The following is a 21,703-nucleotide window of genomic DNA, read 5'->3' as shown; positions in this document are numbered from 1 at the left end:
GTTTAACCGAGATAATGGATGAAGTGGGTAAGTCACCCCCTCAAACGAAAAATGCCCCACCGGAAGGTGGGGCATTTTTATAACAGCAACTAACGTGCCGGCGCGTGTTGATAGCCGCGAGTGTTAGATGGCCCAGCCACCGGCATAGAAGACCACCAGTGCCACGGCGATGATGACGGTACCGACGTTGAGTTTCTTCCACTCGGCGGCAAACAGACGACCAACGACCAGCGCCACGAAGCCCAGCATGATACCGGTAACGATGTTGCAGGTGAGTACGATGAAGACGGCACACAGCATACCGGCCAGCGCATCGACCGAGTCACTGAAGTCCAGCTTGGTGACGTTGCCCAGCATCAGCAGGCCGACGTACATCAGGGCTGGTGCGGTGGCGTAGGCCGGTACCAGATAGCTCAGTGGCGACAGGAAAATCATCATCAGGAACAGCACGCCGACCAGCGCCGCGGTCAGACCGGTCTTGCCACCGGCGGCAGTGCCTGCGGCAGATTCGATGTAGACGGCAGCTGGAGCTCCGCCCACCACGCCAGCAACCATGCTGCTAACAGAGTCGGCAGTCAGGGCCTTGCCGCCGCTGATGATGTGGCCACGTTCGTTGATGAGGCCCGCCTGACCGGCCACGGCACGGATGGTGCCGGTAGCGTCAAATACGGCAGTCATCACCAGCGCCAGCACGGTGGGGATCACCACCGGATTGAGGGCGCCCAGCAGATCCATGCTGCCCACCAGCGAACCGTTCGCACCAGTCAGGCTCGGCATGGCGAAGAAGCCCTGCCAGGTCACGTTCGGGTCGAAGATAAGGCCAAGGATGGAGATGGCGATAATCACCATCAGGATGCCGCCCGGCACCTTGCGACGTTCCAGACCGAAGATGGCGGCCAGACCCAGCACCGTCATGATGACCGGGAAGGAGGTCACTTCACCCAGTTGAACCGGCAGACCGGCCCCTTCGTTCTTGATCACCATGCCGACGCCGTTGGTGGCGATCAGCAGCAGGAACAGACCGATACCGATGCCGGTGCCGTGGGCTATACCGGAGGGGAGGTTATCGAGGATCCACTGGCGCACGCCAGTGATGCTGATCAGGGTGAACAGCACACCCATCAGGAAGATGGCGCCGAGGGCGACCGGAATACTCAGTCCCTGCCCCAGTACCAGACTGAACGCAGTAAAGGCGGTGAGGGAGATAGCACAACCGATAGCCATCGGCAGCTTGGCCCACAGCCCCATCAGCAGGGAGCCGAAGGCGGCGATCAAACAGGTGGCCACAAAGACCGGGCCTTGCTCAAAACCGGCGGCACCCAGCATATTCGGCACAACTATGATGCTGTAGACCATGGCCAGGAAGGTGGTCAAACCGGCCAACAGTTCCTGGCGCACACTACTACCGCGCGCAGAAATGGAAAAATAAGAATCCAAAAAGCCACCGGTGGTGCCGTTGGCGGCCATATCTTGCTTTGCCATAACTTATCCTAAAAGTGTGAAGGAAATCGTTTGCTTTTGTGGCGCGCAAAATAGCAAGAATTCGCGGAAAATGCAGTGGGTAACCTGACTTTTTCATCAATATTTTGCATAAAGGGCCCATTCGGAGTTCAAGTGCAGACTCAAAAGGGAGGAAAGTCAGTGTGAAGTGTTTCTGAGGAGGGGAATAGGTGAGAAAAATGGAATAACAAAAAACCCGCCTAAGGCGGGTTTTTTAAATTCTTGCTGAGCGATTAGCGAATGGCGTTAGCCACAAGCAATATGCTCAAGCTTGAATTACAGACCAACTACGTTGGCTGCAGCCGGGCCTTTCTGGCCTTGCTCGATGGTGAACTCAACGCGCTGACCTTCGTCCAGGGTTTTGAAGCTGGTGGACTGGATAGCGGAGAAGTGTACGAACACGTCTTTGCTGCCGTCAGCCGGGGAGATGAAGCCAAAACCTTTTTCAGCGTTGAAGAACTTAACGGTACCAGTCATTTTGTTAGACATAATAATTTCCTTAAATAGTATTTGAAATGCTACAAAATGTAGCAATCGGTGATTTTTCGTCAGCAATACGTATGGGGAGCACTAAAGAAGGAGAATTATTTTGTAAGAATTATCCTAGGATAACGCTTACACTAATCACTGCTTTACTAAAATGACTGCCTAACATAATCAGGTCTGAACTGCCGAACCATCGAGAGAGATTAAAACACGCTCTCATTGTTAAAGCAAACCTTATCTCTATATTAATTTTTTGTAACGAACGTGAGGTTGGTTGTTTTTTGGTAAAAGCTATTTATTTCAAGTGTATAGAATGTCCCATTTTAACGGGAACCGCTTCTAAGGAAGCTCGCTTACGCTTTTTTGTATCACTAATGTAGCCAGGTTTGGCAGTAAAGATGACGATCATGATCAGATTGAAATGCTTCACGCTTGTGGGCCGTGCGCGCTCGGGGCTATAAATGAAAATGCCCGCTCAGCACCAAGTGCGAGCGGGCATTTTCACTAAGCAGGGAATTAGCGTTTGCTGCGAAACTTGTTGCTGACTGAATCTATCCAGCTAAAGGTTTCTGGCAGTACCTGATTCTTGGCGCGCTCTTTTGCTTTCTCGCGAGCAAGCTTGGAGGCCGCTTTGGCGGCTTCGGCGCGATCTGCCACAATTTTCAGGCGACCCTCTTCACGGATCTTGTTCCGCTCTCCGTTGGTCAGCTGGTGGTCTGCATTGGCTTGCGCTTTCTGCAATAACAAGGCTATTTCAGCTTTTTCAGCCTCGGTCAGATCTTTCATTTCCAGCTTTTTCACAGCGCGCTCCTGCGGCAGGGGGGTTAGATACCCTAACACAGTTGTGCCGATCACTTCTTATGCAATCGGCATTCCAGCGGCAAAAACACCAGTTAGAGCCAGGTTCCCGAGATTTCGCGGCAACTTTAGCGCTTGTTTACCGCATGTCAGGTTATGGCCAGTGGAGATAGCGCCATCTGCTCGTCTGGCTCGACATGGATCAACACAATGGCGTGAGGTAGTTGCTCTATGATTTCATGTTCGATGCGGTCACATATATCGTGAGCCTCACCAATAGTCATCTCGGTTGGCAGGGTGAGGTGAAAATCAATATGGCGACGACGACCAGCACGGCGGCTGCGCAAATCGTGAAAACCGCTGGCGGCAGGGCAACATTTAGTGATGATGCGGCTGGTCGTCTCCAGCTCCTCGTGGCTCATGCTATGGTCGAGCAGGGGGTGGAAGGCTTCATTGAGCATGCCGATCGCCTCCCTGACAATAAAGATGGCGACAGCAATTGCCACCAGTGGGTCGAGGATGGCGAGTGAGTGGCCAAACAGACTGGCCAGCCAGATACCGCCAAGACCGATAGCCACTCCGGCGGAGGTGAGAACATCGGCCTTCAGATGAAGTGCATCTGCAGCCAGCGCGACGGACTCCTCTTCTTTCGCCACCTTATATAAGTAGGCTGATACACCACTGTTAACTAACGCTGAAATCACCATGACAAGCACGCCCCAGCCGATACTTTCGATGGCTGCTGGGTGGATCAGTTTGTCGACCGCCTCGAAAATAATCCACCCTGCAGCCAGCAAGATCAGCAGGGCCTCTATAACACCAGAGACATTTTCAATTTTGTCGTGGCCATAGGGGTGGCGCTCATCGGGAGGAAGGTCTGACTTTTTCACAGCGAACAGGGCGATCAGGGCCGCCACCAGATCCATCGCGGAGTGGATGGCTTCCGAGATGATACTGACCGAGCCACTGGCGATACCTGCCATTACCTTCATGATGATCAGGCTGATATTGGAGCAGACGGATACCATGGCTGCTCTGGTTTTTCTGTTCATGTCACAGCTTCCTGAATAAAAACGGATATTTCGGTGCGGCGCGCATTATATCTGGCTGACCGGAAATAACCTATTAGGTGTTGTAACCTGATGTTTCTGGTGATATTGCGAATGCTTATTAAAATGGTGGCCGCTTGAATGGCAATAAATAATGAGAGAGATTTATATTTATCCGTGAAAATATCTCGGAAGCGCTGCCTTAATATAAGCGTGACAACATTTAATAATGCAAATCACTCTTTTTTGGTTTTTCGTATCGAGCCCATTGGGCTTGATGCCCCAAGGGGCTGCTCGTAGCTATTTTTTGGTGAGAATGAGGCTGGATCCGGATTCGAGTGGAGGGTATGCTGGTTCTGTTGATGGCCCCTGCCATCACACCAAGCGTACTGAAGTTGATGATTCGGATGGCATGCTGGATCCCTTGCGGCTCCAACTGTCTAGATAACATTTTTGGAGTTTGATGATGAGTAACAAAGAACATCACAACGGCAAAGATGCCAAGAAAAAACCGCAGCTATCACTGAAAGAGAAACGCGAAGCCAAACGTCAGAAAGCAGATCTGAAAAACGGCAGCGCAATGAAGTAACGCTCCTCTACTGCTGTTCCTTCGGAGCCAGTACAAAGCCAGCCCTTACCGGCTGGCTTTTATGTTTGTGGCTCACGGCGTGGCGCCGTAAGCCGCGAAAATCTGGCGATAGCGACCATCCTGGCGCATTGCCTCAAGGCGTTCATCAAACAGATTGCGGACATCGGCCACACGGAAGGCAAAGTGATAGAGGGTGGGTGGGAAGAGGTCCGCCTGCCTGACCTGATTGCGCTGGTAGCGCTCGCCAGTCTGGGCTGCGGCGATCAGCTGGTCCAGATAGTAGTAGAACACCCGCTCCTCCAGTACCACGGCATCGACCCTGCCGCGCATCAACTGATGCACCTGCCCCTGCTGCTTGGCTACCTCCTCATAGTGGGGATTCTGGTTGGCCATGGTGGCGAACGCGCCCCCCAGAATGATCCTTGCCCGTTGAAAGGCGGTGACTCGCTTTGTATGCAGATCGTCCAGGGTACTGATATGGGTGCTGCGCAGGGTGAAGATCCGGTTATGGAACGTAATAACGGGCCGGGTCAGAAAGTGGGGATCAACCATGCCGGGTCTGACATTGATGATGGCATCCAGCTTTCCTGACTCGAACAGGCGGAATGTTCGCTCCAGCGGCAGAAATTCAAAGCTGGGCTCATAGCCGCTACCGGCGAACGCCTCTTTCAGCAGATCCAGCTCGATGCCACGGTGAGTGTCTTTGATGACATAGGGGGGAATGGCAAAGCTGACCCCAACCTTGAGTGGCTTGGCCAGTAACTGGCCGGGCATCAAGCTGGCCAGCAGTAGCAATAAAGGGGTGATCAGCTGCATTGCACCTTTCACAAAGCGCTCCTGTCGAGAATATCCATCACCATAAGAGAGGCCGCCATAAAACGTCATATTCCTGTCTGGCTGACAGGCTCAGCCTTGAATGCATAAAAAAAGACCCTGATTTATCAGGGCCTTTTCAATATTTCTGTTCTTAAAAAGGGATATCGTCGTCGAAATCCATCGGCGGCTCGTTATAAACCGGCGGCGCAGATTGTGGCTGCTGGGCCGGACGGCCATAACCGCCTTGCGGTTGCTGCATGTTTTGCTGCGGAGCCGGAGCGGGGCGCTGCTGGTTCATCGGCTGCTGGGCTGGCATGCTCTGCTGCGGCTGGCCCCAGTTGCCTTGGCTTTGACCACCCATAGCTTGTCCGGCGCCACCTTGTGGGCGGCCACCCAGCATCTGCATGACACCACTGAAACTGTCGACCAGCACTTCAGTGGTGTAGCGCTCCTGGCCACCCTGATCTTGCCATTTACGAGTCTGCAGCTTGCCTTCTACATAGACTTGGGAGCCTTTCTTCAGGTATTCACCGGCTACTTCGGCCAGTTTGCCCATGAATACTACACGGTGCCATTCGGTACGCTCTTTTTGCTCACCAGTCTGCTTGTCGCGCCAGGATTCCGAGGTGGCCAGAGTAATGTTGGTCACCGCGCCACCACTCGGCATGTAGCGTACTTCCGGGTCTTGCCCGAGGTTACCGATCAGAATGACTTTATTGATGCCTCGACTGGCCATAATCTCTCTTCCACCTTTATATTCCGGCCAGGCAAAGCCTGGGCCAACCAAATGAGTTACCGCGCTTTTCTCTTTCCCATGCTGTTATCGTATTGAACAACATGGTTTTTCTATACCCGTAGCAGCAATCAGGTTGATGTTCACTTATTACCTGGCTCACGTTTAGCCCCCAATAGTAACAGCTGATGCGTCCCTGCGCACCCTCATCCGCGTGGTGTTGCCGGTTGAGGGGAGGAGGCAGAACGTCTCTCTGGCATGGGGGATGAAGACACAGATCCAATCGTAAAAAAGGATGATGGCGATAGATAATGCCTGTCTATTCATCCAGTAGTCGCTATGCCATACTGACTCGCTCAGGTTTCTGTATCGAGCGTGCAACAAGATGGAAAAAATCGTGGTCCGGGGTGCTCGCACCCACAACCTCAAGAACATCAATCTGACCCTGCCCCGCGACAAGCTGATCGTGGTGACCGGTCTCTCCGGCTCCGGCAAATCCTCGCTGGCGTTCGATACCCTCTATGCCGAAGGGCAGCGCCGCTATGTGGAGTCGCTCTCCGCCTATGCCCGCCAGTTTCTCTCTTTGATGGAGAAGCCGGACGTCGATCATATTGAGGGGCTTTCACCGGCCATCTCTATCGAGCAGAAGTCTACTTCCCACAACCCGCGCTCGACTGTCGGCACCATTACCGAGATTTACGACTATCTGCGGCTGTTGTTCGCCCGGGTCGGTGAGCCGCGCTGCCCGACTCACGAGATCCCACTGGCCGCCCAGACCATCAGTCAGATGGTGGATCAGGTGCTGGCACAGCCCGAGGGCAGCAAGCTGATGCTGCTGGCTCCGGTGGTGCGAGATCGCAAGGGGGAGCACAGCAAGCTATTGGAAAATCTGGCGGCGCAGGGCTACATCCGTGCCCGTATCGATGGCGAGGTGTGCGATCTTTCCGATCCTCCTACGCTGGAGCTGCACAAGAAGCACACCATCGAGGTGGTGGTGGATCGCTTCAAGGTGCGCGATGACCTGGCGCTGCGGCTCGCCGAATCGTTCGAGACGGCGCTAACCCTCTCCGGCGGTATCGTACTGGTAGTGCCGATGGACGGGGAGGAGGGGGTTGCCCCCATGACCTTCTCCGCCAACTTTGCCTGCCCCGAGTGTGGCTACTCCATGTCGGAGCTGGAGCCGCGCATCTTCTCCTTCAACAACCCGGCCGGTGCCTGCCCCACCTGTGATGGCCTCGGGGTGCAGCAATATTTTGATCCGGCCAAGGTGATCGGTGATCCTTCCATCAGTTTGGCCAACGGCGCCATCCGTGGTTGGGACAAGCGCAGCTTCTACTATTTCCAGATGCTGAAATCCCTCTCCGAACACTACAAGTTCGATCTGGATACGCCGTGGGAAGATCTGCCGCCGAAGACCCAGGAGGTGATCCTGCGGGGCTCTGCTCGCACCGAGATCGAGTTCCGTTACATGAATGATCGCGGCGACGTGGTGGTGCGCAAGCACCCGTTTGAGGGGATCTTGCACAACCTGGAGCGCCGCTATCGGGAGACCGAGTCCAACTCGGTGCGCGAAGAGCTCTCCAAGTACATCGCCAACAAATCTTGTACCAGCTGCGGCGGTAGCAGACTGCGGCAAGAGGCGCGCCACGTGTTCGTGGATAACCGTAACCTGCCCGCCATCGCCGAGCAGTCCATCGGCGATGCGCTCGCCTTCTTCGAGGGGCTGAACCTGACCGGTCAGCGCGGTCAGATTGCCGAGAAGATCCTCAAAGAGATCATTGAGCGGCTTGGCTTCCTGGTGAATGTGGGTCTCAACTACCTGAGCCTGTCACGCAGCGCCGAAACTCTCTCTGGCGGCGAAGCCCAGCGCATTCGACTGGCGAGCCAGATTGGTGCCGGGCTGGTGGGGGTCATGTATGTGCTCGATGAACCCTCTATCGGCCTGCACCAGCGCGACAACGAGCGTCTGCTCAAGACCCTCACTCATCTGCGCGATCTGGGCAACACCGTCATCGTGGTGGAGCACGACGAGGACGCCATTCGTCTCGCCGACCACGTGCTCGATATCGGCCCGGGGGCGGGCGTGCATGGCGGCGAAATTGTGGCGCAGGGCACCCCCCAGCAGATCATCGACAATCCAGCTTCACTGACCGGTGACTACCTCTCTGGCCGCAAGCAGATTGCCATCCCTGATGAACGTACCCCGCTCAGCGGCAAGTGGCTGAAGCTCAAAGGGGCGAGCGGTAACAACCTGCGCAACGTCAATCTGGATTTGCCGCTAGGGGTGATGACCTGCGTTACCGGCGTCTCCGGCTCCGGCAAGTCGACCCTGATCAACGACACCCTGTTCCGCATTGCCCACCGCGAGCTGAACAAGGCGACCGAGTCCACGCCGGCACCCTATCGCAGTGTTGAGGGGCTGGAGCATCTGGACAAGGTGGTTGATATCGATCAGAGCCCCATCGGCCGTACCCCGCGCTCCAACCCGGCCACCTATACCGGCCTGTTCACCCCGATCCGCGAGCTGCTTTCCGGCACTCAGGAGGCACGCTCCCGTGGTTATAAGCCCGGCCGTTTCTCCTTCAACGTGAAAGGGGGCCGTTGCGAGGCCTGTCAGGGGGACGGGGTGATCAAGGTAGAGATGCACTTTTTGCCGGATGTCTACGTGCCGTGTGATGTCTGCAAGGGCAAGCGCTACAACCGCGAGACGCTGGAGGTGAAGTACAAGGGCAAGAACATCCACGAGATCCTCGACATGACAGTGGAAGATGCCCGCGAATTCTTCGACCCGGTGCCGGCGGTGGCGCGCAAGCTGCAGACCTTGATGGATGTGGGCCTCTCCTATATCCGGCTCGGCCAGTCAGCCACCACCCTGTCTGGCGGTGAGGCGCAGCGGGTCAAGCTGGCGCGGGAGTTGTCGAAACGCGATACCGGTCAGACGCTTTATATTCTGGATGAGCCGACCACCGGGCTGCACTTCCACGATATCCAGCAGCTGCTCAAGGTGCTGCACCAGCTGCGGGATCGGGGCAACACGATTGTCATCATCGAGCACAATCTGGACGTGGTGAAAACCGCTGACTGGATCGTCGATCTGGGGCCGGAAGGAGGTGCCGGTGGAGGCCGCATTCTGGTGACGGGGACCCCAGAGGAGATCTGCGGCAATAAAGAGTCTCATACAGCACGTTTTTTGCGGCCGCTATTGACGCGATAAGCCGTTATAATCGAGGGGCCTTTGGCCCCTTTTTTTATAAAAATCGGTAACATGGAGGCGCGGCTCGTGTGATACGGGCAGGCTGGCATCACTGCGTCATGGTAAGGGATATATCGAGTTATGGCTCAGGCTCCGCGCACGATTGATCATCAGTTGGCTTACTCCATGTTCCCAATCTGGCTGGGGGCTATCCTGCTATTGCTGATCCTGCTGGCGTGGGCCCAGATCCCGGCCGCCAGCCGGATTGAAGAGCAACGAATTAAGGAGCATCTGCTGCGTGTGACCAAGGCGGTGCAGGCGGATGTGGCAGCTCTGGATGCATTCAGCCGGGATTGGGGTATCTGGGATGACAGCCACCGCTTTATGGGCAACAAAAGCAGGGCATTCGTCGAATCCAACCTGTTCAATGATATGCCGATGCGGGACTTTAGCCTCAACTTGATGAGCTTCATGGATCTCAGTGGCTACGAGGTCTGGACTCGCACCCTGCTGCCCGATGCGCCGGGAGTCAATCCGGATCAGTTTCCCTACTTCCTTGATGAACTGAAAAAGCAGTTAAGAGAGCGCTCTGTGGCGCAAGGGGGCATCAATCTGCACGGGATCCGCGCTTCCCAGTGGGGGCCCTTGATGTACTCCTGGCAGCCGATCAAAAACAGTGACGAGTCGGCCCCGTTCAACGGTTTCTTGCTGGTCGTGCGCTGGCTCGATAAGGCCTATCTTGATCAGGTATCGGAGCGCATCATGCTGCCACTGGCAATTTCCCATGCCAACCTGGATGTCACCGCCACCTTCAAACCGTTGAAACCACAAATAACGTATCGTTTGATCGACCTTGGGTTTACACGGCTTAGGGGAGAGGTGCGACTGCTCAACAGTGATAACCTGCCGGTGTTGACCCTGGTGATTGAGGAGGAGAGAAAGATCTTGAGTGGCGTCATGGAGGGGGCGCTCTGGACTTTCATTGGCATGCTGTTGATCAGTTTTACCTGCGTCATGATCGCCATGTACCGGCTCAAGGGGATAGTGCTGACCCCCTTGCAGCAGCTGGTGTCTGCGCTGCAGCGCTTTGGCGATCGGCCAGATGCCACCTTGATCCCCTATATCGACAGCAGCGCCGAGATGGCGACCCTGAGCGGCAAGTTCAGGGAGATGGCCTGCAAGGTTAGTCAGCAACACGATGATTTACTGGAAAAATCCAGTCAGATGGAGCTGGCTGCATTTACCGATCCCTTGACACGTTGCTTCAATCGTCGCTATCTGGATGGCTGGCTGCAGGCCAACTGGGCCAAGCCTTGTCTGTTATTGCTGCTGGATCTGGATCATTTCAAACGGATCAATGATCGCTTGGGCCATGACATCGGGGATCTGGTGTTGAAACAGTTGGCTGATTTGTTGCGCAAGGTGGTAGCAGGAGAGAGCGAGCCAATTATCCGGCTGGGCGGGGAGGAGTTCTTGTTGCTGCTGCAGGTGGATGACGAGCAAGAGCTGGCCCTACGGGTTGAATATCTGCGCCAGCGTGTCGCGCAACACCGCTTTGGCAAAGAGGATGCGCCACTCTGGTTGACGGTGTCGTTGGGGTTTTGTCGCTATCCGTTGCACCCGGAGTGCCCGGATTCATTCTGGAGTCACAGCTTCAAACTGGCTGATATGGCGCTTTATCAGGCTAAGCAAGAGGGGCGAAATCAATGGTGCGGCTACATAGGGTCACTTCCCTCAGAGGCTATCGTTATGACGGCTACCGAGCTTGCTGAGGGCCAATATCTGCAACTGCAACGGGCAGAAACTCGGGATTAGCCCTGTCTTACCAATACCAGATAAGCCAGCGCGACAATAAAACCGAGCAGGATAAAGAGAAAGGATCCGATTCCCCACACGGCCGCGAGAAAGGCCCCCACCTTTTGCCATCTCGACTCATTTTTCATAAATAAACCATTACTTCCCAATAACTTGTGTGGCACAAAAATACGCTTGTTTACCCATGTTAACAACAATTAATCACCGTCCTGTCGGATTGTAAGATGTGGCTTATTTACCGCTTTTGGCAATGGGCACTGGTAGTGCCAGCCTCTCGAGGTGGGCACTGCGGCTTGTTATCTGGGGATTCGGCGAGATTGAGATGGTGCGCAAAGATGCCACAGCAATCGATTTATTTCTGTGCAACATTTGCTCCAGGTCAATAACTTTACATTCACAAGGGCATATAGTCAGCGGGCTTACAGCATCAAATGAAAACAAAAAAAGGGATTACGTGATGAAAAAATTACTTCCTCTGATGATTGCCGCTGCAGTGACCTCTCCCTTCGCCATGGCTCACCAGGCTGGCGACATTCTGGTTCGTGGTGGTGCTGCTTTTGTTTCTCCGCAAGAGAGCACTTCCCCGATTGATCTAACCATCAATGACAATATGCAGCTTGGCTTAACGCTGACCTATATGGCGACAGACAACTTCGGTGTTGAGTTGCTGGCTGCAACACCTTTCTCTCACTCTGTGAAATTAGGTGATACCGAAGTTGCCAAGGTCAAGCACCTGCCGCCGACCCTGATGGCTCAATATTATTTTGGTGATGCCAAAAGCAAGGTGCGCCCGTACGTTGGCGTTGGTGTGAACTACACCACCTTCTTTGACGAGAAGGGCCGTGGCCCACTGGCAAATGACGATATCAGTCTGGATAGCTCTTGGGGTGTTGCCGGACAAGTCGGTATCGACATGGCAATTACCGACCGCTGGTTTGTAAACGGTTCTGCTTGGATCATGGATATCGATACTGATGTTCATACTCAATCTGTGGGAACCATCAACGCCAAGATTGATCCAATGGTCTTTATGGTTGGTGCAGGCTACCGCTTCTGATGATTTGATTCTGACCGCGGCCCTGAAAAGAACGCGGAAGATAGCAAAGTACGTCTCTTTCAGCCCGGCTTGTGCCGGGCTTTTTTCGCTTGGCTTATATGTTCCAACTTGTGAGCAACCCGATACAAATCAATTAAATACCCACAGCTTTATTTCAGTTATTCGCTACCCCTGCCGATAGTGACTATGTTCACTTTACCTTCCCCAATGAGTGAGGATGTCTCCATGGGTTTATCTATTGTGCAGCGGATCATCGCCGGATTTGTGTTGATGCTGCTGTTGCTGATCCTGCTTGGCGTGATCAGTACCTTTAAAATCAAGGGTATAAATGACGGCCTCTCTGCCGTATCTGACCGGGCAACCCCGCTGGTAGTGGCTGTTGCGGGTCTCAAGGGGGCACTGCAGGATAGTAACCGCTGGGTGCTGGTCTACCGCACCAGTGAAGATGCCGCCCGGTTGCCGCAGCTGGCCAATCAGTTCAAGGAGCAGCAGAACCGCTTCGCCCAGCTGAGTCAGGAGATGAGTAAATTTACCGGCGTGGCGGATGCCCGCGCCCGCTTCCAGCAGGTCGAGAGTGCCACCACGCAATTCTATGGCTTGGCGGATCAGGTGCTGGCCCAGCATCGGCAGTGGGTCAGTGCGCTGGATCAGCGCCACAAGCTGGAGATGGAATTTATTCGTCTTGAGGATACCTACCAGTGGGCGGCAGATTTGCTGTTGCAACAGACGGCCAGCAAACGTTCCATGCGCAACAAGGCGGAACTCATTACCTCCGGCATTGCCCGCGATCTGAAGAATATCCGCCGTGCCGATGCCAAAACCGACCTGAATGAGCTGGAAAAGGTGCTGAGCAAGGACATCGAGATGGCGCGCAAGCGTCTGGAACGGGTATTGGTGCCTGATGATGTGAAGGCGCGCTTTGTCTCCAATCTGGATCGAATGCAGGAGCTGGCGCTCGGTGCTCAGGGTTTGCTGGCTACCATGCGTCAGGCCCAACAACTGGAGCTGTCGCTGGCTCGCCAGAACCAGCAGCTGGATGCCAGCCTGGCCAACAGCCTCAATTTGCTCGACGAGATGGGTAAGTCTGCCGGTGCCATCGCCAGCGATAGCCGGATCAACGCCGATGCGGCGGTCAGCAGTGCCAGCTTCTGGATCCTGGTGGTTGCCGCGATGTCGGCCGCTGCGGCGCTGGTGATCGGCTATACCACGGCGCGCAGCATTCAGCGTCCGTTACAGATGATCAACAGGGAGCTGGACTACATGGCGGCCGGTGACATGACTCGCCGCATCAACTACCGCAGCAGTTGCGAGTTTGGCAACCTCTCCCGTTCCATCGACACGCTCGCAGGCAAGACCGGCGAGCTGCTCTCTCAAATCAATGCGGGTTCCCGCCATCTGGTGGATGAGGCGAGCCGCGCCGCCGAGATCAGCGAGCGGGCCATGTCCAGGGTACAGGAGCAGAAGAGCCAGACCGATCAGGTGGCCGCCGCGATTACCGAGCTGGAAGTGAGCGCCACCGAGGTGGCCCGCTCTACCGATGGCACCAAACGGGAAGTGGATCTGGCCGATGACGAGGCACGCAGTGGCCGCCAGAAAGTGGCGACCACTCGCAAGATCACCGAGCAGCTGGCTGGCGCCATGGAAGAGGCGGTCGGCATTACCTACAAGCTGGGTGAGTTCAGCAACAACATCGGCAGCATCCTCGATGTGATCCGCAGCATTGCCGAGCAGACCAACCTGCTGGCGTTGAACGCCGCCATCGAAGCGGCCCGTGCTGGCGATGCCGGTCGTGGTTTCGCGGTGGTGGCCGATGAGGTGCGGGCGCTGGCGAATCGTACCCAGACCTCGACCGAAGAGATCCAGAGGATGATTGAGAACTTGCAAAGCTCCAGCAAGCAGGTGGTCGAGGTGATGGGGCGCAGCCAGGAGCAGACTCAAAGCTGTGTCGAGCAGACCCGCGAGATGGATGTGGCGCTGCAATCCATTGCCGAGCGGATGGGCGCCATCAAGGCGATGGCCGATCAGGTGGCCCATGCCGCTCAGGAGCAGATCTCCGTCAGTCAGGGGGTCGCTCGTCATATCGCCGGTATTGCCGATGTGGCATACGAGACCGAGCGGGAGGCGCGCGAATCCGCCAGCAGCAGCGAAGTGCTGGCAGAGCTGGTCGCCAAACAGCAGCAATTGATCGCACATTTCAAGGTCTAGGAGGGCTTATGTCTAAAAAGTGGATTGGAGCCCTGAGTCTCCTGTTGTGTGGCCAGCTGATGGCCAGCGAGCTGGTGATTGAAAGCTGGCGAACCGATGACAAGGCGCTGTGGGAGCAGAAGATCATCCCGGCGTTTGAAGCGGCGCATCCCGGCATCAAGGTGAGTTTTCACCCGGTGCAAAACGTCAACTATATGCCCACTCTGTGGGAGAGCCTTAAGGGGGGCAAGGCGGGGGATCTGATCACCTGTCGTCCGTTTGATGATTCGCTCGCTCTGTTCAAGGCGGGCCATCTGGCCGAGCTGACCGAAATGGCGGGGATGGAGAACTTCCCGAGTTTTGCCCAGTCACCCTGGCAGACCGACTCTGGCGCCCAGACCTTCTGCGTGCCGATGGCCTCGGTGATCCATGGCTTCTTCTATAACAAGAAGATTTTCAGTGAGTTGGGACTCACCCTGCCGCAAACCCGCGACCAGTTCTTTGCGGTGTTGGACAAGGTCAAAGCCGATGGCCGTTATGTGCCGCTGGCCATGAGCGGCTCCGAGAGCTGGGTCGCCTCCGAGCTGGGCTTCCAGAACATTGGTCCCAACTACTGGAAGGGGGAGGATGGTCGTCTGGCGCTGATCGGCGGGCAGGAGCGGCTGGATAACCCGCAATATGTGAAGGTGTTCGATGAGCTGGCGCGCTGGCGCTCCTACCTCGGTGAAGGTGGCGAGAGCCGCGATTATGCGACCAGCAACGAGCTGTTCACCTCGGGCAAGGCAGCCTTCTACGTGGCGGGCTCCTGGGAGATTGCCCCCTTCACCGGCAAGGTCGATTTTGGCGTCATGCGTCCGCCGGTGGCCAAACAGGGGGATGGCTGTTTCTTTACCGACCACACCGATATCGGTATGGGGATGAATCCGGCCAGCAATAATAAAGAGGGGGCCATGGCCTTCCTGCAGTGGCTGACGACGCCGCAATTTGCCGAGCTCTATACCAACTCGCTGCCGGGATTCTTCTCCCTCTCCAACCACTTCTTCGATGTCACCAATCCGGCGGCCAAAGAGATGATGGAGTGGCGCGATCAGTGTGATTCGACCATTCGGGTGGCGACCCAGATCCTCTCGCGTGGTACGCCCAAGCTGGGGGATGAGCTGGCCGAGGTGAGTCAGGCGGTATTGCTTGGCAAGATGGAGCCCAAGGCTGCCGCGGATCGACTGGAAGGTGGCTTGAAGGGTTGGTACACCCCTCATCAGGGCAGCAAGGCCAAGAGCGCGGATTGTCAGTGTGATGCGGTCACCCCGGCCCCTGCTGCAGCGCCGGCGGCTGTCCCGGCAGCACCTGCGACCAGTGCGGCTCCCGCCACGGTGGCTCCAGTCGTTACTCCCACTGAGCCCGCATCCGCGGCGACGGCGCCATTACCGGCGCCTTCGGCTGAGGTGGAGCAGGCGCTCTCCAACGAGCTGGAAGCGCCGCAGCAATAAATCATCAGCATCAATAAAAGCGGGAGGCATCAGCCTCCCGTTTTATTTATCAGTGGTTGTCACCGTGATCGGCGTTATTGTGCTTCGCGCGGCCAGCGGCAGAGGCTGCCGATGCGGGCTACCGGGGCGAATCCCAGAGAGCGATAAATTCGTTGGGCATGGTAGTGCTCGTCGGCCACGATGATCAGCTGTTTGGCGCGGGACAATCCTGCGCGAGCCACCTGACTGAGCAGCTGGCGGCATAACCCCCTGTTGCGCCACGCCTGGTGAGTGCGTACCAACTGGAAACGCCCCAGCGAGCCGCAAAAGAAGAGGCCACAGCTGGCGGCCAGTTGCCCCTCTTGCCAGATTCCCCACCACTCCCCGAGACCATCGGCAATCATGGCCTGATAGAGCGCCTGGCGGGATCGCAGATAGGGGAGATAGCTCTGTTCCGAGTGCCCCTCATCCCGCTCATGGAGTTCGAAGTCGAGCCATTCAGACCAATCAGCAATGGTGAAGGGACGAGCCTGAACCTTGTCCATGTCGCTATTAGGGGGCGGGCCGCTCTGCTTATCCAGTGCCAGCACCACGCACTCCATATATTGGTATCCCGTTGCGACAAAACCGGCGATCCGGCTGTTTTGCCCTGCTGCCAGTGGCCACTGAAAGGTGCGGTGGCGAACTCTGGGATCCTGGCCGATCAGCTGATCAAATGCGGCTTCCAGCCAGCCTTTGTCGCGGTCGCTGGGCGGGGTGGGGAGTAGCAGGTAGTTGCCGAAGTAGTAGTCGGGAGCATCCGGCGTGCGAACCGCCCAGAACTGATCGTGCCGAACGACTTCGCCCTGATAGCGATCGAACAGCAAGTCGGTGGCAAAGCCGGGGTGGGTATCCATGATGGTGCTCCTGCAAAGACTCATTTTGTTATCGGCAGGAGTAAGGAATAGATGAAAAAGGGGCCGGAGAAACCTCCGGCCAAACAATCACACGCAGATTCAGAACGTCCAGGACGATCTGGCCCCATCATAACGCGACTGTCGCAAATTTGGGATGGGCACTTTTCGGTTACTTACCGTTAATTATGTAAATATGATATTCACAGTATTGGGCGACAGGTAAATCGCTGTTGACTTTGTCCCGGTTTCACCATAAATATAAAGACGTTTAGACGTCCAAACATCCGTTTTGACGTATGTAAATGGATTGCAGGACAGGGAGAAGAGTAGATGGGATTTCACAGTGCACGTCAGGTTGAGGCGCTCAACCAGAGCTTGGCTGATTTGAATGGCGATATATCGGTCAGTTTCGAGTTTTTTCCACCCAACAGTGAAGGGATGGAGAATACCCTCTGGCAGTCCATCGAACGGCTGAAAGTGCTGGAACCCAAGTTTGTCTCCGTCACCTATGGCGCCAACTCCGGCACCCGTGATCGCACCCACAAGGTGATCAAGGACATCAAGGAGCGGACTGGCCTGATTGCTGCGCCGCACCTGACTTGTATCGATGCCAGTCGCGACGAGCTGCGCACCATCGCCCGTGATTACTGGAACAGCGGCATTCGTCATATCGTGGCGCTGCGCGGTGACTTGCCGCAGGGGCTGGACAAGCCGGATATGTATGCCACCGATCTGGTTGCCTTGCTTAAGTCAGAGGCTGACTTCGATATCTCGGTTGCCGCCTATCCGGAAGGCCACCCGGAGGCCAAGAGTGCGCAATCCGATCTGCTCAACCTCAAGCGCAAGATCGATGCCGGTGCCAACCGTGCCATTACCCAATTCTTCTTCGATGTGGAGACTTATCTGCGCTTTCGGGATCGCTGCGCCGCCATCGGGATCGATGCCGAAATCGTGCCGGGAATCCTGCCGGTCTCCAACTACCAGACCCTGGCCAAGTTTGCCGGTTTCACCAACGTGAAGATCCCGCGCTGGATGCATCAGCGTTTCGAGGGGCTGGATAACGATCAGATGACCCGCAATCTGGTGGGGGCGAGCATCGCCATCGATCAGGTGCGCGTGTTGAGTCAGGAGGGGGTGAAGGATTTCCACTTCTATACCCTGAACCGCTCCGAGCTGACCTATGCCATCTGCCATACCCTGGGGGTTCGTCCCAAGGGCTGACCAGTGATCACCGCGATAAAAGCAAAAAGCCAATGAGTTGCTCATTGGCTTTTTCGTTATGGCCGATTATCAAGGTCTGGTCGGGGCGATCTCTTTTGGCTCAAAATCGATAACCGCATTACCGGCAGCCCCCGGATACTGGTGATAGACCTGATCCTGCTCCAGTGTGTAGAAGGTATCCAGATAGTCGTCGTTATTGGTCATCCAGGAGTCGGGTAGCGCCTTGACGATGCGACCGCCGAGATCGAGGAAGGGCAGTGCTTCCGGCACGCCACCCGCAGTAAAGCCGAGTTTGAGAGCTTCAATCAGCAGGGCGCTCAGCTCCTTGTAGTTGACGTTATCATCCTGCTCCATCATCACCACATCGACGGCACCCCAGCGATAGCGATCCCAGTAAACCAGGATCTGGTTGGGGGTGTAGTCTGTGTTGTCATAGTCGAGGTAGGGCATGTCGACAATATCGACCACAGGCTCATCCCGGCTGGGATTGACCCCTGCGACCACCGCATACACTTCGGCTGCGCCGAGCAGCCAGGGCTCCTGATCATCCTTCAATCTGATCTTTTTCAGGATACTGGTCTTGAGCGGCGCCGTGCTGGCCACCGCTCGCGGCGCGCTTTGCAGATCCGCATCGGCCAGCGCTTTGCGCATCACCTTCAAGCCTGCGTTCTTGGCTTTGACGGGATCGGCTTCGACCACCAGAACAGGCCGGGCCGGTGCCTTGTCCACATCCAGATAGACGGGATTGCCGGCGCTGTCGAACGCTTCAATGGCGCTCCAGCTCTTCTCATCCCCACTCGGCACATAGGCGACCAGCGGTTCGACGCCCTGTTGCAGTGCGGCGGCCTGATCGGTGTTGGCCAGCCGCAACTGCATCAGTTGCTTGACCTCGCCATCCAATCCTTGCCGGCTGATGGCCGCCTGGTTGGCATCGGTCGCCTGCCGTTTAAGGCGTGGGCTGGCTTTTTGCAGCAGGTTGGGAAGCGGGCTTTGGTATTGCTGATTGCTCAGCAGGGGCAGCAGGTTTTTCTGCTGAAGGGCGAGCTGGCGAGCCAGCTCCCTGTCCGTGTCGGCCGCGTGTGCCGTGCTGACGCCCAGAAGCGCCAACAACATGATGAAAGCCTGATGTTTCATTATTGTTCTCCGTTGCATGAACCTGACAGGGCACCATGTCCGGGAAGAGTGGTGCCCTGACACCACTAAAGGGTAATTAGTTTCATCTGTGAATTAATTTATCTGGATCTTGCGCCGGCCATCACGGTTTGAGGTCTCATTGATTTTCTTGTTGATATAAATGAAGCCAGTGCAAGGCAAGTCCGACGAGCAGACCCCAGCAGGCTGCCGCTATGCCGAGCAGGCTGATCCCGGACGCGGTAATGATGAAGGTAAGCAACGCAGCTTCCCGCGCCTCATCTTGTTGCAGGGCAGAGTGCAGGCTGCTGCCGATGGTGCCTAGCAGGGCCAATCCGGCGACGCAGGTGATCAGCGCGGCCGGGAAGGCGCTAAACAGGGCGGCGACGGTCGCGCCAAAACAACCGGTTACAAGATAAAAGCAACCTGCCCAGACCGCAGCAGGCCAGCGGCGCTTGATATCCGGGTCGACCTCTTTGCCCATGCAGATGGCGGCCGTGATGGCGGCCAGATTGAAGGCATAGCCGCCAAAAGGGGCGAGCAGCAGGCCGGTCAGGCCGGTCCAGCTGATCAGCGAGGAGGTGGCAGGCTGATAGCCATGGGCTCGCAAAATGGCGATCCCCGGCATGTTTTGCGATGTCATGGTGACAATGAATAACGGCAGTGCGATGCCAAACAGGGCATCAAGGGAGAAGGTTGGCCATGTCCAGATCGGGCTGGCGAGCTGCCAGTGCAGGGTGCCCAGCTGCAAATCTCCCCGCACGCTGCTGATCAGCATCCCCACTGCCAGTACCAGCAACATGGTATAGCGGGGCCAGAGATGGCGCCCCAGCAGGAAGGCCAGCAGCAGGGTGCCAAGCAGCAAGGGATCGTGCGGGGCGACCTTGAACAGATCCAGTCCGAATCTGAGCAGCACGCCAGCGAGCATGGCGGCGGCCAGCGGAGCCGGGATATGCCTCATCAAACGGTCGAACCAGCCGCTGATGCCACACAGGGTGATCAGTAGTGACGAGATCACAAAGGCGCCGATGGCTTCCGCCAGGGTGAAGTTGCCCAGCGTGGTGATCAGCAGGGCCGCGCCCGGGGTTGACCAGGCTGTGAGCACGGGCATCCGGTAATAGAGAGAGAGGCCGATACAGCTCACCCCCATACCGATCCCCAGCGTCCAGAGCCAGGAGGCGACTTGGGCAGTATCAGCGCCAGCCGCCGTGGCGGCCTGGATGATCAGGATAACGGAGCTGGTGTAGCCGACCAGCACGGCGATAAAGCCTGCAACCAGATGGGGGAGGGCGAAGGGCATGGGACTTCCTCTTGGCGTTGTGACGTACTGTGCGTTATTACGTACAATCTGGTTTTGACTATATCGCTGTGCGCTATAGCGCACAAGGCGCATCATGCAAGAGTAATAAAGAGGCAGTTATGCAAGAGATGAGTCAGCATCTGGCCGCTCGACTGAAGGGGCTACGCAGCGAGCGCGGCTGGAGCCTGGATGCCGCCGCGCGCGAGACGGGTGTCAGCAAGGCGATGTTGGGGCAGATTGAGCGAGGAGAGTCTAGCCCGACGGTGGCAACGCTGTGGAAGATTGCGACCGGTTTTCGAGTCTCATTTTCCAGTTTCATCGAGCCTACGCCAGCCGCGCAGGCAGAGGTGATCTATCGCACCGCCGATGCTATTCGCCAGCAGCCAGCGGGAGAGGGCATGCAAGTGGCGCCGCTCTTCCCTTATGAAAACCGCTTTGGCTTCGAGTTGCTTGAGCTGACCCTGTTGCCGGGTTACCAGCGTGAATCCGAGCCCCATGAGCTGGGAGTGACCGAGCATGTCATCGTCATCAGCGGCATGATGGAGGTGCTGGTGGAAGGGGAGTGGCGCTCACTGGCGCAAGGGGAGGCGGTGCGCTTTGCTGCCGACCGTCCCCACGGTTATCGCAATCTGGGCATAGCTCCGACGATTTTTCACAACCTGATCCACTATCCGGTGGCAACGCCCTGAATATGTTCAGCAGTCATCAACCCGGTCGGCCATCTGCTCTGGGGCGGGTCAGGATCGGGGTATAGACCCAGATAAACAGGCCATAGGCAGCGATCCAGGCAAGCGCGCTGAGGTTCCAGCCATGCAGGGTATAAGCAGGCCAGAACAGCGGAATCACCACCCGCATTGTGGCGGCAGCGATGACCAGGGCAAATGCGACTGTGATCCTGCGCCCCACCTGCAAGGCCCGACCGCTATGGCCGAGGGATACTCGCGCAATCATGCCCAGGATCATGGTGCCTATGCCGCCTGCGCTGAGTAGGTGGCTGGCCATCGACAGCGTGATGGGCAAATCCGCGCTATGTGCCGCCAGGGCGAGCAGGCCAAGGGGAATAAACAGATAGGCGAGATGGAGTGACCACAGTAGTGGATGTGCAAGGGTCGAGGGCAGATGCCAACGCAGTTGCCGCCACAGTTGCAAACTCGCCGCCACTATATATAGAGGCACTATATATATGCTGGTGACCCACAGGGTGGGCAACAGCAGCCAGAGCAGCAAGATAAGCCACTGTGTGGCAAGCGTCGCCCGTTCCAGCCAGAGCAGAGGCGCTGCTTTCTCCTGACCGGTTGCTCGGGTGGTGAAGAACGGAATCACCCTTCCACCCATCACGGCGATCAGGGTGGTAAACAACAGCACAGTTGTGATCAGCAGATGCTCAACGGTGCTCCACTCTGCATGCCATAACCAGCTGGCGCCATTGAGCAGGGTCAGTATCAGTAACAGGGGCACGAAGAAGAGGT

The 21,703-nt window shown here is 56.5% G+C and carries 18 protein-coding genes (1 of these 18 cut by a window edge); 8 read left to right on the top strand and 10 right to left on the bottom strand.

Features of this window, described 5'->3' with window-relative positions; translation table 11 throughout:
• Positions 1-123: 123 nt before the first annotated feature.
• The 4 genes from CK911_RS14470 to CK911_RS14455 form a co-directional block, all read right to left on the bottom strand.
• The gene (locus tag CK911_RS14470; RefSeq protein ID WP_068978992.1) at positions 124-1,482 is read right to left on the bottom strand and encodes an NCS2 family permease; all 1,359 of its coding nucleotides are present in this window, start codon (positions 1,480-1,482) and stop codon (positions 124-126) included.
• A 294-nt stretch (positions 1,483-1,776) separates the two neighbouring features.
• Entirely contained in the window at positions 1,777-1,989 is a 213-nt protein-coding gene (gene cspA / locus CK911_RS14465; protein WP_005316548.1) for an RNA chaperone/antiterminator CspA, read from the bottom strand.
• 513 nt (positions 1,990-2,502) lie between these two features.
• Positions 2,503-2,787, bottom strand: coding sequence for a DUF3811 domain-containing protein (yjbD, locus tag CK911_RS14460; protein ID WP_005340165.1), 285 nt, complete (start codon positions 2,785-2,787; stop codon positions 2,503-2,505).
• Between the two features lie 146 nt (positions 2,788-2,933).
• On the bottom strand, positions 2,934-3,836 hold the full coding sequence (locus CK911_RS14455) for a cation diffusion facilitator family transporter (protein ID WP_098970805.1): 903 nt from the start codon (positions 3,834-3,836) through the stop codon (positions 2,934-2,936).
• Positions 3,837-4,296: 460 nt separating this feature from the next.
• Here CK911_RS14455 and CK911_RS21595 point away from each other — a divergent pair, with 460 nt between their 5' ends.
• Positions 4,297-4,422, top strand: coding sequence for a hypothetical protein (locus CK911_RS21595; RefSeq protein ID WP_262364666.1), 126 nt, complete (start codon positions 4,297-4,299; stop codon positions 4,420-4,422).
• Between the two features lie 72 nt (positions 4,423-4,494).
• Here the strand turns inward: CK911_RS21595 and CK911_RS14445 are convergent, their stop codons facing one another.
• The gene (locus tag CK911_RS14445; protein WP_098970801.1) at positions 4,495-5,238 is read right to left on the bottom strand and encodes an ABC transporter substrate-binding protein; all 744 of its coding nucleotides are present in this window, start codon (positions 5,236-5,238) and stop codon (positions 4,495-4,497) included.
• 151 nt (positions 5,239-5,389) lie between these two features.
• Complete coding sequence (locus CK911_RS14440; protein WP_068979511.1) at positions 5,390-5,974, bottom strand: single-stranded DNA-binding protein; 585 nt, start codon at positions 5,972-5,974, stop codon at positions 5,390-5,392.
• Between the two features lie 382 nt (positions 5,975-6,356).
• On the opposite strand from CK911_RS14440, the gene uvrA reads away from it, so the two are divergent.
• The 5 genes from uvrA to CK911_RS14415 all read left to right on the top strand — a co-directional run bounded on the left by uvrA (position 6,357) and on the right by CK911_RS14415 (position 15,707).
• Positions 6,357-9,185: an excinuclease ABC subunit UvrA gene (uvrA, locus tag CK911_RS14435; protein ID WP_098970798.1), complete on the top strand. Its 2,829-nt coding sequence runs from the start codon at positions 6,357-6,359 to the stop codon at positions 9,183-9,185.
• A gap of 120 nt (positions 9,186-9,305) precedes the next feature.
• A complete protein-coding gene (locus CK911_RS14430) occupies positions 9,306-10,979 on the top strand; it encodes a diguanylate cyclase (RefSeq protein ID WP_098970796.1) in 1,674 nt (557 codons plus the stop codon).
• Positions 10,980-11,436: 457 nt separating this feature from the next.
• Positions 11,437-12,036, top strand: a complete 600-nt coding sequence (locus CK911_RS14425) for an OmpW family outer membrane protein (protein ID WP_098970794.1) — start codon at positions 11,437-11,439, stop codon at positions 12,034-12,036.
• Positions 12,037-12,261: 225 nt separating this feature from the next.
• Complete coding sequence (locus CK911_RS14420) at positions 12,262-14,241, top strand: methyl-accepting chemotaxis protein (RefSeq protein WP_098970792.1); 1,980 nt, start codon at positions 12,262-12,264, stop codon at positions 14,239-14,241.
• A gap of 8 nt (positions 14,242-14,249) precedes the next feature.
• Positions 14,250-15,707, top strand: coding sequence for an ABC transporter substrate-binding protein (locus CK911_RS14415; RefSeq protein ID WP_098970790.1), 1,458 nt, complete (start codon positions 14,250-14,252; stop codon positions 15,705-15,707).
• A gap of 74 nt (positions 15,708-15,781) precedes the next feature.
• Here the strand turns inward: CK911_RS14415 and CK911_RS14410 are convergent, their stop codons facing one another.
• On the bottom strand, positions 15,782-16,582 hold the full coding sequence (locus tag CK911_RS14410; RefSeq protein WP_098970788.1) for a GNAT family N-acetyltransferase: 801 nt from the start codon (positions 16,580-16,582) through the stop codon (positions 15,782-15,784).
• Positions 16,583-16,912: 330 nt separating this feature from the next.
• On the opposite strand from CK911_RS14410, the gene metF reads away from it, so the two are divergent.
• A complete protein-coding gene (metF, locus tag CK911_RS14405; RefSeq protein WP_033138589.1) occupies positions 16,913-17,803 on the top strand; it encodes a methylenetetrahydrofolate reductase in 891 nt (296 codons plus the stop codon).
• A gap of 69 nt (positions 17,804-17,872) precedes the next feature.
• On the opposite strand, the gene CK911_RS14400 is transcribed toward metF, so the two are convergent.
• Positions 17,873-18,937, bottom strand: a complete 1,065-nt coding sequence (locus tag CK911_RS14400) for a DUF3103 family protein (RefSeq protein WP_098970785.1) — start codon at positions 18,935-18,937, stop codon at positions 17,873-17,875.
• A 136-nt stretch (positions 18,938-19,073) separates the two neighbouring features.
• Positions 19,074-20,234: a benzoate/H(+) symporter BenE family transporter gene (locus CK911_RS14395; protein ID WP_098970783.1), complete on the bottom strand. Its 1,161-nt coding sequence runs from the start codon at positions 20,232-20,234 to the stop codon at positions 19,074-19,076.
• A 119-nt stretch (positions 20,235-20,353) separates the two neighbouring features.
• Between CK911_RS14395 and CK911_RS14390 the strand changes: the two genes are divergently transcribed.
• Positions 20,354-20,923 (top strand): helix-turn-helix domain-containing protein, encoded by a 570-nt coding sequence (locus tag CK911_RS14390; protein WP_098970781.1) that lies wholly within the window; start codon positions 20,354-20,356, stop codon positions 20,921-20,923.
• 16 nt (positions 20,924-20,939) lie between these two features.
• Here the strand turns inward: CK911_RS14390 and CK911_RS14385 are convergent, their stop codons facing one another.
• Positions 20,940-21,703, bottom strand: the 3' portion of a protein-coding gene (locus CK911_RS14385; protein WP_098972690.1) for an NnrS family protein. 433 nt of this gene lie beyond the right edge of the window; only the last 764 of its 1,197 coding nucleotides appear in the window; the start codon falls outside the window, past its right edge; it ends in the stop codon at positions 20,940-20,942.

The organism is Aeromonas sp. CU5 (assembly GCF_002586745.1).
Lineage (GTDB): Bacteria > Pseudomonadota > Gammaproteobacteria > Enterobacterales > Aeromonadaceae > Aeromonas > Aeromonas sobria.
This window is presented reverse-complemented; position numbering and strand designations above follow the sequence as displayed.

What these genes read in the sequence shown, in the direction of transcription:
- CK911_RS14390 (WP_098970781.1), top strand. Translation starts at nt 20,354, where the DNA reads ATGCAAGAGATGAGTCAGCATCTGGCCGCTCGACTGAAGGGGCTACGC.
- CK911_RS14400 (WP_098970785.1), bottom strand. Translation starts at nt 18,937, where the DNA reads ATGAAACATCAGGCTTTCATCATGTTGTTGGCGCTTCTGGGCGTCAGC.
- CK911_RS14440 (WP_068979511.1), bottom strand. Translation starts at nt 5,974, where the DNA reads ATGGCCAGTCGAGGCATCAATAAAGTCATTCTGATCGGTAACCTCGGG.
- metF (WP_033138589.1), top strand. Translation starts at nt 16,913, where the DNA reads ATGGGATTTCACAGTGCACGTCAGGTTGAGGCGCTCAACCAGAGCTTG.
- CK911_RS14415 (WP_098970790.1), top strand. Translation starts at nt 14,250, where the DNA reads ATGTCTAAAAAGTGGATTGGAGCCCTGAGTCTCCTGTTGTGTGGCCAG.
- cspA (WP_005316548.1), bottom strand. Translation starts at nt 1,989, where the DNA reads ATGTCTAACAAAATGACTGGTACCGTTAAGTTCTTCAACGCTGAAAAA.
- CK911_RS14420 (WP_098970792.1), top strand. Translation starts at nt 12,262, where the DNA reads ATGGGTTTATCTATTGTGCAGCGGATCATCGCCGGATTTGTGTTGATG.
- CK911_RS14425 (WP_098970794.1), top strand. Translation starts at nt 11,437, where the DNA reads ATGAAAAAATTACTTCCTCTGATGATTGCCGCTGCAGTGACCTCTCCC.
- CK911_RS14445 (WP_098970801.1), bottom strand. Translation starts at nt 5,238, where the DNA reads ATGCAGCTGATCACCCCTTTATTGCTACTGCTGGCCAGCTTGATGCCC.
- CK911_RS14430 (WP_098970796.1), top strand. Translation starts at nt 9,306, where the DNA reads ATGGCTCAGGCTCCGCGCACGATTGATCATCAGTTGGCTTACTCCATG.
- CK911_RS21595 (WP_262364666.1), top strand. Translation starts at nt 4,297, where the DNA reads ATGATGAGTAACAAAGAACATCACAACGGCAAAGATGCCAAGAAAAAA.
- uvrA (WP_098970798.1), top strand. Translation starts at nt 6,357, where the DNA reads ATGGAAAAAATCGTGGTCCGGGGTGCTCGCACCCACAACCTCAAGAAC.
- CK911_RS14410 (WP_098970788.1), bottom strand. Translation starts at nt 16,582, where the DNA reads ATGGATACCCACCCCGGCTTTGCCACCGACTTGCTGTTCGATCGCTAT.
- CK911_RS14455 (WP_098970805.1), bottom strand. Translation starts at nt 3,836, where the DNA reads ATGAACAGAAAAACCAGAGCAGCCATGGTATCCGTCTGCTCCAATATC.
- CK911_RS14395 (WP_098970783.1), bottom strand. Translation starts at nt 20,234, where the DNA reads ATGCCCTTCGCCCTCCCCCATCTGGTTGCAGGCTTTATCGCCGTGCTG.
- CK911_RS14470 (WP_068978992.1), bottom strand. Translation starts at nt 1,482, where the DNA reads ATGGCAAAGCAAGATATGGCCGCCAACGGCACCACCGGTGGCTTTTTG.